This is a genomic window from Helicobacter cetorum MIT 00-7128 (assembly GCF_000259255.1).
Lineage (GTDB): Bacteria > Campylobacterota > Campylobacteria > Campylobacterales > Helicobacteraceae > Helicobacter > Helicobacter cetorum_B.
Genome location: NC_017737.1, coordinates 1,034,432 through 1,046,575 on the forward strand (window position 1 = coordinate 1,034,432; position 12,144 = coordinate 1,046,575).

Here is a 12,144-nt window from a genome sequence, read left to right on the forward strand (position 1 = left end):
ATGAGTTTGATTATTTCAGCTAATGATTTGCGTTTGCAATATCATCAAGGTGAGCCTGTAATTAAAAATGCTAGTTTGAAGATTAAACGCAAGGATTTTGTTTTTATTTCTGGGCTTAGCGGGAGTGGCAAAAGCACGCTTTTACGCTCTTTTTATGGAGAATTGCCTGTAACAAGCGGGAGTTTAGAAGTATGCAATATTAATATGAATAGCGCTTCAAAATCTACGATTTTAGATTTGCGTAAGCATATTGGCATTGTGTTTCAAGACTATAAACTCATTCCTGATTATACGATAGAGCAAAACATTCGTTTGCCTATGTTAATTTGTGGGGTTAAAAAAGAAGAATGTGATGCTCAATTAGAAAAACTTTTAGGGCATATTGATTTGCGCCATAAAGCTAATCGCTACCCTAGAGAATTAAGCGGGGGCGAACAACAGCGAGTGGCTATGGCTAGGGCTATGGCAACTTGCCCTGAACTTATTTTAGCTGATGAGCCTACAGGTAATTTAGACGAATTTTCTAGCAATAAAATTTGGAGCTTGCTTAAAGGCATGAACACACAATTAAACGCCACTATAGTGGTAGTTACCCATAGAATCCCTCCATTTTTTAGCGCTCATCATAGGGAAGTTCGTATTGAAGATGGAGAAATCCATGAATAATAGAGGGGGTTTTAAATGAAAGCTTTCAAAAGACATCTAGCTTTTATTGTGCCGCTTGTAGCGTTGTTGTTTGGTTTGCAATGTGTAATGCTAATAGATAGATCAGTTGCGCAAAAAGAAAAGAATTTAATTGAAAATTATTCAGTGGTTTTAGCTAGCACGCAGAAATTAGATTTAAATTTTTTAACTCAAAACTTTAGTGAAGTGATTGCTTTAAAAGAAATCAATCCTAATGAGTCCTTAGAACCCCTAAAAAAGACTATAGGCATTGAGGACTTTATGCAGTTAAAAAAGAATTTGCCCTTTTTTTATTCGTTGCAATTTTCTACTTTTCCTAGTCAAGAGCGCTTAGAGGCAATACGCTCAAAATTATTTAAAATTCCGGGTGTGCAAAAAGTAGAGGTATTTGCTAAAACACATATGCAAGTGTATGAATTATTAAACTTTATTAAAGTGGCTGTTTGCGTATTTGCGCTTTTAGTGTTTGCTTTGTCTGTGTTGTTGCTCCTTAAACAAATTCGTGTGTGGATTTATGAATACCAAGAATGCTTAGAAATTATGGACTTACTAGGGGCGTCTATGCCTTTTAGAAATGGTTTTTTGTTTAAAATGGCATTGATTGATTCTTTGATTGCAAGTCTTTTAACACCTATTATTATGGTTTATGTGGTTTCGCAAAAAGGTTTTCAAGGAGCTATGAAAGCCTTAGAAATTGTTGAAAGCACCTTTATTATAGAGGATTTTTTCTGGGGCTTGTTGGTTAGTTTTGTTGTTTCTCTTTTCTTGGTTTTATTTGTGGTATGGAGGTCTAAACATGCCTAAATTTGGAGTTTTTTTAGTGTTGGTGGTTGCATTAGTTGCTAATGCTAGCGATGTGAATCAAGATATTAAAATCAATCAAAATCGCTTAAAAAAGACCCATCAAGAAAAACTCCAATTAAATAGTCGCCTTAATGCTTTAGGGGGAGCTATTGTTTTAAAAGAGCGTCAAAAAAAAGAGATTGAAAATCAAATCGCTCTTTTAAAAAAGAGTTTGGAAAAAAATCGTAACGAAAGTTTGTCTCAAGAAAAAACCCTTGAAGATTATCGTTCCTCGCTAGAAAGCTTGCAACAAAAAAAATCGCATTTACAAGGTGGTGTTTTAGAGGTTTTGTTGAAAAATCTTTTATTTTCTCAAGCTTTAGAAAAACAGAATTTAACCTCACCCCATGATGTGGTGTTGCAAGTAGCGTTTGAAAATTTGCATAAAAACGCTCTTTCAAAGATAGCGCAATTAAGCGAAGAGGAAAAAAAGTTAGGTGCACAAATGCTTAAGACCAAGGATAGCATTCAAAAAATTTCTATTGTTATTGATGCGCAAAAATCTCGGCACTTAGAACTAAAGACCTTGCAAGCACAGCAAAGTAAACTTATCAACGAAATGCAAAAAGATAAGTTAGCCTATAATCAGCGCTTAGATACGATAGAAAGAGAGCGTCAAAATTTAAATTCCTTATTAAAGCATTTAAATATCATTAAGCAAACTAAAGAAAAAGAGGCATTAGAAAAGCGTCAAGAGCAAGAAAGGCTTAGTCGTGCTAAAAATTCTAAAGCTTTAGATGTTAAACAAGTGGCTAACTCTTACAAAAATATTAACACCATCGTTTATAAGGGGCCAAAGACTATTGCGCCTTTAAATGATTATGAAGTGGTGCAAAAATTTGGACCTTATATTGACCCGGTATATAATTTAAAGATTTTTAGTGAATCTGTTACTTTAGTGCCAAAGACCCCTAATGCTTTAGTGCGTAATGTTTTAGATGGCAAAATTGTATTTGCCAAAGAAATTAATATGCTTAAAAAGGTTGTGGTCATTGAGCATAAAAACGGCATTAGAACCATTTATTCTCAACTAGATAAAATTGCCCCTACAATCAAAAGTGGTATGCATATTCAAAAAGGTTATGTTTTAGGGCGCATTGAGCAACGCTTAAGCTTTGAAGTAACCATGAAAGAAAAACATATTAACCCTTTAGAATTGATTGCACACAATAATTAAGATTTAAGACTATATAAAAACAATATTTTGCCGATATGTTCCTTAACATAAGAAGATATACAGACAATTAGTTTGATAATTGAATGGGAAATTTGGAGGTTCCTTTCTGCGATGGTAAATGAGATTCAAGGCGATGTTCAAGCTGTTTCAAGTAATTCTAGTGCTCCAACGAGCGCTCAAGTAGCGCATGTGAGTCAAGTTAATAGAGCAAGCGCTAATTTTTCGGATAAAACAACACCCACAAAGCCTATAGACATAGAGCAATATGAGCCAAAACTAAAATTATTGAGCGAGCATTTGAACGATGAGATGAAGCGCATTGGCACAGATATTGACTTTAGTTATAACGATGAGATTAAGGGCTTGATTGTCTCTGTAAAAGACGCTAATGGAGATAAGGTTCTAAGAGAGATTCCTTCCAAAGAAGCCATAGAACTTATGCAAAGAATGCGTGATATTGTAGGGATTATTTTTGATAAAAAAGGCTAGTAGGTTTTATTTGGGAGTAAGTAGATGGGAGTAGGGTCATTAAGCTCTTTAGGACTTGGGAGTAAAGTCTTAAACTATGATGTGATTGATAAGCTTAAAACTGCAGATGAAAAAACCTTAATCGCACCATTAGATAAAAAAATGGAGCAAAATATTGAAAAGCAAAAAGCACTTGTAGAAATCAAAACACTTCTTTCAGCGCTTAAAACTCCCATTAAGACTCTTTCGGATTATTCTACCTATATTGGCAGAAAAAGCAGTGTTTCAGGAGATGCGCTAAGTGCGAGTGTGGGAGCTGGTGTTCCTGTGCAAGATATTAAGGTTGATGTGCGAAAGTTAGCACAAGGCGATATTAATGAACTAGGAGCAAAGTTTTCTTCAAGAGATGATGTTTTTAGTGAAACAAATACCACGCTTAAATTTTACACTCAAGGTAAGAATTACGCATTACCCATTAAAGCAGGTATGACTTTAGGCGATGTAGCTCAAAGTATTACCGATGCAACCAATGGTGATGTGATGGGGATTGTGATGAAAACAGGCGGTGATAATCCCTACCAACTTATGGTAAATACCAAAAATACCGGTGAAGACAATAGGGTATATTTTGGAACACATTTAAAATCAAGTCTTAAAGCTCAAAGTGCGCTTTCTTTGGGGGTAAGTGAGAGTGGAGAGAGTGATGTGAGCTTGCGATTAAAAGGTAGCGATAATGAAATGCATGAAGTGCCTATCATGCTAGAAATTCCCGAAAATTACTCTGTTAAACAAAAAAATGAGGCAATCCAAAAAGCCATGCTAAAAGCTTTGCAAGATGACCCTAATTTTAAAGATTTAATTGCCAATGGAGATATTTCTGTAGATATTGTTCATAATGGGGATTCTTTAATTATCAATGATAGGCGTGGAGAGCCTATTGAAATTAAAGGTAGTAAGGCTAAAGAGCTAGGTTTTGAGCAAACTAAAACTCAAGATGATGATTTATTTAAGAGTGCACGCACAATTAAGGAGGGTAAATTAGAAGGCATAATTAGCTTGAATGGCGAAACCCTAGATTTATCTTCTTTGACAAGTGCGAATAATTCTAGCGAGCAAAATACCGATGCGATTGTTGATGCCATTAATGCTAAAGAGGGATTGAGCGCTTATAAAAATTCAGAGGGCAAGCTAGTTATTAATGCTAAGAAAGGTTTGCTAAAAATTAGAGGCGAAGATGCATTGGGAAAAGCAAGCTTAAAAGACTTGGGCTTAAGTGCTGGCACTACACAATCATATGCAGTGGCTCAAAAAGAACTTTTTTTAGTTAAAAATTTACAAAAAGCAAGCGATGCAGAATTTACCTATAATGGTGTGAGTATCACACGCCCTACCAATGAAGTTAATGATGTGATTGGTGGGGTTAGTATCACCTTACAACAAACTACTGAGCCCAATAAACCCGCTATCATTAGTGTGAGTAGGGACAATCAAGCCATTATAGATAGCATTAAAGATTTTGTAAAAGCCTATAATGAATTAATTCCTAAGCTTGATGAGGACACTCGCTTTGACCCTGATACCAAAATTGCAGGGATTTTTAATGGGGTGAGTGATATACGCACGATTCGCTCATCGCTCAACAATGTGTTTTCTTATACATTATATACAGATGGCGGTGTAGAAAGCCTTATGAAATATGGTTTAGGCTTAGATGATAAAGGCACAATGAGTTTAGATGAATCAAGGTTGTCTAGCGCTTTAAGCTCAAATCCTAAAGCTACGCAAGATTTTTTCTATGGAAGCGATAAAAATGATGTTTCAGGTAGAGAAATCCATCAAGATGGTATTTTTACGAAGTTTAGTCAAGTTATTTCTAATCTCATTGATGGAGGGAATGCTAAATTAAAGATTTATGAGGATTCTTTAGATAGGGATGCTAAAAGTTTGGCTAAGGATAAAGAGAGCGCTCAAGAAACCTTAAAGACTCGCTATAACACAATGGCAGAGCGTTTTGCAGCCTATGATGGTCAAATTTCTAAGGCTAATCAAAAATTTAATTCAGTGCAGATGATGATTGACCAAGCAGCTGCCAAGAAAAACTAATAAAGGAATAACACATGCGATATGCTAATGCTTATCAAGCTTACCAACAAAATACTGTGAGTGTAGAATCTCCTGCAAAGCTAATTGAAATGCTTTATGAGGGGATTTTAAAATTTGCCTCTCAAGCTAAACGCCATATTGAAACAGAGGATATTGAAAAGAAAATCTACTATATCAATAAAGTTACTGATATTTTTACAGAATTATTAAATATTTTAGATTATGAGAGGGGTGGGGAAGTAGCTGTGTATTTAACCGGTCTATACACACATCAAATTAAAGTTTTAACTCAAGCAAATTTAGAAAATGATGCGAGCAAGATTGATGTGGTGCTAAATGTAGCTAGAGGATTATTAGAGGCTTGGAGAGAAATTCATCCTAATGAACTCTCTTGAATTTGAAAAGTTAATAGATTCTTTTAAGATTGCTCTTTTAGAGCAAAACTCCCAAAAAGCTTTTGCTTTGGTTGATGAAATTTCTTTAGAACAAATTCAAAATTTAGATTTAGACAAGCTCTTAAGACTTAAAGAGATGATAGCCCAAAGTATTGAATTATTGCAAAAAGATAAGAATACTATCCAAAACCAAATGCAAAAGGCTAAGAACATTCAAAAATTTTTGTCTTAGCATTTTTTAAAGTTACGCTAAAATAAGTTTTAATCATTATTATTTTAATTAAGGGTTGGTTTGATGATTCAAACACAAGAGCCAATTGATCGTTTCACACGCACAAGGTGGTTATTTAAAGAAGATTTTAATTCAATACGCCAAAAAAGTGTGCTAATTTGTGGAGTAGGAGGCGTTGGAGGTTTTGCCTTAGACGCCTTATATCGTGTTGGGGTAAGTAAGATTACCATTATTGATAAAGATATTTTTGACATAACCAATCAAAACCGCCAAATTGGTTCAGAGCAAGTTGGGCAATCAAAGGTGCAAACTTTGCAATCTATTTATCAAGGTATTGAAACACTAGAATTAAGAGTAGATGAGGCATTTTTATCTTCATTTAATTTTAAAGATTATGATTATGTGTTAGATTGTATGGATGATTTGCCTATTAAGGCTAGTTTAGCCCAGAAATGTCAAGATATGCCCTATGGGCGTTTTATCAGCTCTATGGGGAGTGCTAAACGCCTAAACCCACAACTTATTCAAGTTAGTAGCGTGTGGAAAAGTCATGGAGATAGGTTTGGGCGAAAATTTAGAGATTTTTTAAAAAAGCGCCATTTTAAGGGGAATTTCAAGGTGGTTTTTAGTCCAGAGCCTCCTCATTGCAAAGAGCTTGGGAGTTTTAGTGCGGTTACTGCAAGCTTTGGATTACAGATTGCTAGTGAAGTTGTCCGAGATATTATTCATAAAAAATAAAAGGAGTTAAAAAATGCAAGATTTTGAAGATGAATTAGAAGATTTTGAAGAATTGGAGAGTCTTGAAGAAGATGATGAGGGCTATGAGAATTATCGTAATGTCTATGATGATGATGACTATGAAGATTATAGCTCTGATTATGAAGAAGAGTAAAGATGAAATTAAAAGCTACAATTCTACAACATGCCTATAAAGGTTCTAGGGAGGCTACTTTAGCACATACAGCTAATTTATTAAAGCTTGCTAAAGAAAAACATGTAGATACTAATTTAGTTGTATTACAAGAGTTGCACCCTTATAGTTATTTTTGCCAAAACGAAGACCCTAAACTTTTTGATTTAGGAGAGCATTTTGAGGAAGATAAAGCGTTTTTTAGTCATTTGGCTAAGGAATTTAAAGTGGTGCTTGTAACTTCATTGTTTGAAAAGCGTGCTAAAGGGCTTTATCATAACACGGCAGTTGTTTTTGAAAATGATGGCTCAATAGCTGGAACTTATCGCAAAATGCACATTCCTGATGACCCCGGCTTTTATGAGAAGTTTTATTTTACGCCCGGAGATTTAGGCTTTGAGCCTATATCTACAAGTGTTGGAAAATTAGGCTTAATGGTGTGTTGGGACCAGTGGTATCCAGAGGGTGCTAGGATTATGGCATTAAAAGGGGCAGAAATTTTAATCTATCCTAGTGCGATAGGATTCTTAGAGGAAGATACCAAAGAAGAAAAAATGCGCCAACAAAACGCATGGGAGACAATTCAGAGAGGGCATGCGATTGCTAATGGCTTGCCTGTGATTGCGACTAATAGAGTAGGGGTAGAATTAGATTCTAGTGGTGTGATTAAAGGAGGCATTACTTTTTTTGGTTCTAGTTTTATAGCAGGGGCTCAAGGTGAGATTCTAGCTAAAGCAAGTGATAAAGAAGAGATTCTATATGCTGAAATTGATTTGGAGCGCATAGAAGAAGTGCGCAGAATGTGGCCATTTTTAAGAGATAGGCGCATAGATTCGTATAAAGAAATCCTTCAACGCTATCTTATAAATTGATTAAGCAAGAATAATATAATGAGAGTAGTTTTTATGTTAAATCAGTGCATAGAGATAGCTCAATAAGGGTTTTAAACATGTTAGAAAGTAGCGCTATTTCTATATGGGTTAATCCAGCCTTTATTGCTATTATTGTGATGTGTGTCTTAAGTTTATTGCGCCTAAACATCATGCTTTCTATGATTAGCGCCACTTTAATTGCTGGACTTATGGGGGGGCTTAGTTTAACTGAGAGTTTTAATGTTATGATAGATGGCATGAAAGGCAATTTAAAAATTGCCTTAAGCTATATTCTTTTGGGGGCTTTAGCAGTGGCTATTGCTAAAAGTAATTTGATTAAAATTGCTTTAAGCAAGTTGGTGTGTTTTATGGACCAAAAACGCATGATTTTTTGCTTTGTGATTGCTTTTATAGCGTGCTTTTCACAGAATCTTATTCCAGTGCATATCGCCTTTATTCCCATTCTTATTCCCCCATTACTTCATGTGATGAATCGTTTAAAATTAGATAGAAGAGCTGTAGCTTGTGCTTTGACTTTTGGCTTACAAGCCCCTTATTTAGCCTTACCTGTTGGTTTTGGATTGATTTTTCAAACAACTATTTTAGAGCAACTCAAGCTTAATGGTATTCAAACAAATTTAGCCCAAATTACTAGTGTGATGTGGATTGCAGGGTTAGCTATGCTATTTGGCTTATTGATTGCGGTATTAGTTCTATATAGAAAGCCTAGAATTTATATAGAAAAAACCTTTGATTTAGAAGATTATTCTAAGCTCACACTCAACTACCATGATTATTTAACGCTTGTAGGCATTGTGATTGCCTTTTTGGTGCAAATTATTACTGACTCGATGCCTTTAGCAGCATTTTTAGCTCTTGTGGTTATGTTAATAGGGCGCAGTATTAAGTGGGACGAAACCGACCAACTAATGGATGATAGCGTCAAAATGATGGCTTTTATTGCCTTTGTTATGTTGGTAGCAAGTGGTTTTGGGGAAGTTTTACAAAAAGTGCATGCTACTCAAGATTTAGTCAATTCCATTGCCTCTATTATTCAAGGAAAGTTAGTGGGAGCAATCTTAATGCTTTTAGCTGGACTTTTTATCACTATGGGGATAGGAACTTCTTTTGGCACTATTCCTATTATTGCAGTTTTTTATTGTCCTTTATGTCAAAGTCTTGGTTTTGGGATAGAGGCTACGATTTTACTTATAGGCACAGCAGCTGCACTTGGAGATGCGGGCTCACCTGCAAGTGATAGCACCATGGGGCCAACTTGTGGCTTGAATGCAGACAATCAGCATAACCATATTTATGACACTTGTGTGCCAACCTTTTTAGTTTATAATCTCTCATTAATCATTTTTGGAGTAGTAGGGGCGTTACTATTAGGCTAAGTTTCAAATATAAAGTTAAAAGAATTGTTTCATTAGCCTTGCCTTCTGGGGTAAATGCCTTTTTAGATGTATTTGTTATAGCACTTTCAGTGTTTTTTATGGGGAAGTTATCACACCATCATATTGTAGCCTTAGGGGTAGGATTACAATTTTTAATGCTCTTTTATGGGGTTAATACGATTTTATACACCGGCACCAACGCACAACTTTCTAGGCTTGTTGGAGCAAGAGATTTTAGTCAAATCAACTTAGCGTTTTCTTCTATTGTAATAGGAGGAGCCTTTGTGTGTTTGGGGGTGCTTATTTTTTCTTATATTCTTATTGAGCCATTTTTATTATGGATAAATTTAGATAAGGAATCTTGCGAGCTTACTCAAATTTATTTAAAGGTTTTAGTCTTTGCTCTACCAGCTATTTTTCTTAAAAATATTTTTGTGTCAGCATTAGCAAGCTTTTCGGATACTCTAACACCCTTTGTGGTGAAATTGATTATGGTTATTTTATGCGTGTTTTTAAACCAAGCCTTAATCTTTGGTGATTTTGGTTTTAAAGAAATGGGTATCGTTGGCTCGGCGTTGGCAAATGTTATTGTTTCTTATTTGGAATTATTTCTTTTAGCATTCTTTTTGCAATTTAAAAAATCCTCATTGAGATTTACCTTTCAATTTGATAATTCATTTTTGAAAAACACCTTTAGGATAGGTTGGCCTGCTGGGTTTGAACGCTTTTTAACACTTTGCTCGCTTATGGTAATAGCAAAATTTATAGCTAGTTATGGGGACAAGGTGTTAGCTGGCATGCAAGTAGGTATTAGAGTGGAGACCTTTTCATTTATGCCCGGATTTGGTTTTATGATTGCTAGCATGGTGTTAGTAGGGCAAAATTTAGGAGCAAATAAGACTGAACTAGCACAAGATTATGCGCATTTGATTTTAAAGATTTCTATGGTTTTAATGGGAATTATAGGAATATTAATGGCTATTTTTGCTAGAGAATTTGCCTCTCTTTTTTCACATGACAAAGAAGTGATAGAAGTAGCTAGATATTATTTGATTGCTGTGGGTCTTTCACAAGCGCCTTTGATTGGGTATTTTGTGCTTGATGGCGTATTTAGGGGAGCGAGCATTACTAAAGTTTCGCTCTATATCAACACCTTAAGTTTATGGGGGTTAAGAATCATACCTATGTATTTGCTTGTGCTTTATCATTTTGAAGTGGAATTTATCTTTGGTGTGATTGCAATAGAAACTTATTTGCGTGCTTTAGTCTATTATAAGGTCTTTTCAAAAGGGGTATGGAAAAGACCGGGCAAGAGAGCTTAGAGCAATATAAGTTCAACTAACTCTTATAATCTTTTTACTCTATGATTTCTGCATCAATAATTTCACCCTCTTTGACCCAATCATTGAATTGTTGTTGATAGGCTTGATAATGATTTGTTTCCTCTTCAATTATCTTGGCTCGTTCTTGCAATTCTATAAAAGTTGGAAAGAGTTTTATATAAAAATCTTCGCTATTGATAAAATCTAAGAGATTTTTTCTTTCTTCTTCAAAAAATTCCACCAATTCCTTAATACCATTTTGAAATTTATTTTCTTCTTCTTGCTTTTTATAACTATCCCATAGTTCCATAGCTATGGAAAAAGCAGACATGATTCCATTTAGATTTTTAGTTAGCTTTTCGGCTCCCCAAGGTTTAAAATTAAGAGACTTGCCTACATTCACTCCCATGTTTTTTAATCTGCTTTTAAGGAAATTTCTACCAGCTAAAATGGTGTTTTTATTGATAAATTTCTTAGAATTAAGCATGGCATATTGTAGAGTTTTTTTTAAGCAAGTATCTATCAATTCGTTACTATATTTTATTTCGGCGTTAAAATGTTTTTGCATAACATCAAGCTCTAATTCAATAGAATCAACATATTTTTGAAATTCATTGTTGATTTTATTGCCAATCTTAATGGCATTTTTTCCAATCTCTTTTTCAAAAAATTCTTGAAAATTGCTTAGGCTTGTGCCTCTAGCTTGTAAAATCAAATCGCTAAAATATTTTTGAATAAATTCTCTTAGCTTGATTCTAGCTTGCTTAATCTTTTCTTTTAATTTGTCTAAGTCTTTTAGAATGGTATTTTTGCTATCTTCACGAATATCCATGGCTTCCTTTAGCTCAGCGTTTATTTTTTCATTTTCAGGGATAATTTTATGCAACACATCTCGCATAATACTTTGCTTAGTGGCTAAAACTAGAGCGTTAGCCCCACCGCTAGATTCAATTTTGGCTTGTGTGGCTGTTTGCAATAAAGCAATGTGCGATAATTTTTTAAATTCTTCTAAGTGATTGAGCCAATGTTCTAAGCCCATATCAAAGGGATTAGCTGATACGGCTATAATAGAGAGATTTTGTTTTTCATTTTCGCTAAGATTAATGCTATCATCTAATCTTTGAATAATGCTTTCTTTTTTGATAGCATAAGAGCTTTGATAATCTTCTTCATCTTCTATATCAGCGATTTCATCAAATTTACCTAATACAAAAATGGTTCTATCCAAAAGATTGAGCGTTCTAAAAAGCCATTCTAAGTCTTCTTTATGACTTGCTTTGATAGGATTACTAGGATTCATCACATACAAGATTAAATGCGCATTACTCACATATTTTTTAGTAATATCTTTGTATTTTTCAATGTTTGCACCCGCATGCTTTTCTTTAAACCCAAAAAGTCCCGGAGTGTCAACTAACTCTATTTCATTATTCACATTATAGGTTTTGACTTCATTAGAAGATTCTTCTTGGCTAATATTCATGCTAGATTTGTCTAATTTTTCTAGCCAAGCAGCTGCAATAGAAGTCTTGCCCTCGCTAAAACCTCCAATTAAAGCCACTCTTAATTTAGAGTTTTGCACTTCATTGATAGCATTTTGCAATTTTTCTAGCAGGTTTTTATCTATTTGAACCCCTAAATCTTGACCCTTAAGAACATAATCTTTAAGCTTAGAAAGTTTTTCTAAGCTTTTAGTTTGAGATTTTTTAAATTCTTGTAAAGTTAAATTTTGCATTAAAGT

At 34.5% G+C, this 12,144-nt stretch carries 13 protein-coding genes; 12 read left to right on the forward strand and 1 reads right to left on the reverse strand.

What is annotated here, in order from left to right:
• The 12 genes from HCW_RS04800 (at window position 1) to HCW_RS04850 (ending at window position 10,403) form a co-directional block, all read left to right on the forward strand.
• Window positions 1–666, forward strand: coding sequence for an ABC transporter ATP-binding protein (locus HCW_RS04800; RefSeq protein ID WP_014661096.1), 666 nt, complete (start codon window positions 1–3; stop codon window positions 664–666).
• Between the two features lie 15 nt (window positions 667–681).
• The gene (locus HCW_RS04805) at window positions 682–1,488 is read left to right on the forward strand and encodes an FtsX-like permease family protein (RefSeq protein ID WP_014661097.1); all 807 of its coding nucleotides are present in this window, start codon (window positions 682–684) and stop codon (window positions 1,486–1,488) included.
• Window positions 1,481–2,704 (forward strand): murein hydrolase activator EnvC family protein, encoded by a 1,224-nt coding sequence (locus HCW_RS04810; protein WP_014661098.1) that lies wholly within the window; start codon window positions 1,481–1,483, stop codon window positions 2,702–2,704. The genes HCW_RS04805 and HCW_RS04810 overlap by 8 nt, the downstream gene beginning before the upstream one ends.
• 111 nt (window positions 2,705–2,815) lie before the next feature.
• Window positions 2,816–3,193 carry a FlaG family protein gene (locus tag HCW_RS04815; protein ID WP_014661099.1) on the forward strand — a complete coding sequence of 126 codons (378 nt, stop codon included), beginning with the start codon at window positions 2,816–2,818 and terminating at the stop codon, window positions 3,191–3,193.
• 24 nt (window positions 3,194–3,217) lie between these two features.
• The gene (gene fliD, locus HCW_RS04820) at window positions 3,218–5,275 is read left to right on the forward strand and encodes a flagellar filament capping protein FliD (RefSeq protein ID WP_014661100.1); all 2,058 of its coding nucleotides are present in this window, start codon (window positions 3,218–3,220) and stop codon (window positions 5,273–5,275) included.
• Window positions 5,276–5,289: 14 nt separating this feature from the next.
• Complete coding sequence (gene fliS / locus HCW_RS04825; protein ID WP_014661101.1) at window positions 5,290–5,670, forward strand: flagellar export chaperone FliS; 381 nt, start codon at window positions 5,290–5,292, stop codon at window positions 5,668–5,670.
• Window positions 5,657–5,902 (forward strand): hypothetical protein, encoded by a 246-nt coding sequence (locus HCW_RS04830; protein WP_014661102.1) that lies wholly within the window; start codon window positions 5,657–5,659, stop codon window positions 5,900–5,902. The genes fliS and HCW_RS04830 overlap by 14 nt, the downstream gene beginning before the upstream one ends.
• A gap of 63 nt (window positions 5,903–5,965) precedes the next feature.
• Entirely contained in the window at window positions 5,966–6,640 is a 675-nt protein-coding gene (locus HCW_RS04835; RefSeq protein WP_014661103.1) for a tRNA threonylcarbamoyladenosine dehydratase, read from the forward strand.
• Window positions 6,641–6,653: 13 nt separating this feature from the next.
• Window positions 6,654–6,794, forward strand: a complete 141-nt coding sequence (locus tag HCW_RS09455; protein ID WP_104714166.1) for a hypothetical protein — start codon at window positions 6,654–6,656, stop codon at window positions 6,792–6,794.
• A gap of 2 nt (window positions 6,795–6,796) precedes the next feature.
• On the forward strand, window positions 6,797–7,684 hold the full coding sequence (locus HCW_RS04840) for a carbon-nitrogen hydrolase (protein WP_014661104.1): 888 nt from the start codon (window positions 6,797–6,799) through the stop codon (window positions 7,682–7,684).
• Window positions 7,685–7,761: 77 nt separating this feature from the next.
• The gene (locus HCW_RS04845; RefSeq protein WP_014661105.1) at window positions 7,762–9,081 is read left to right on the forward strand and encodes a Na+/H+ antiporter family protein; all 1,320 of its coding nucleotides are present in this window, start codon (window positions 7,762–7,764) and stop codon (window positions 9,079–9,081) included.
• A 38-nt stretch (window positions 9,082–9,119) separates the two neighbouring features.
• Complete coding sequence (locus HCW_RS04850; protein ID WP_014661106.1) at window positions 9,120–10,403, forward strand: MATE family efflux transporter; 1,284 nt, start codon at window positions 9,120–9,122, stop codon at window positions 10,401–10,403.
• Window positions 10,404–10,437: 34 nt separating this feature from the next.
• On the opposite strand, the gene HCW_RS04855 is transcribed toward HCW_RS04850, so the two are convergent.
• Window positions 10,438–12,138, reverse strand: a complete 1,701-nt coding sequence (locus tag HCW_RS04855; protein ID WP_014661107.1) for a LeoA/HP0731 family dynamin-like GTPase — start codon at window positions 12,136–12,138, stop codon at window positions 10,438–10,440.
• Window positions 12,139–12,144 lie beyond the last annotated feature (6 nt).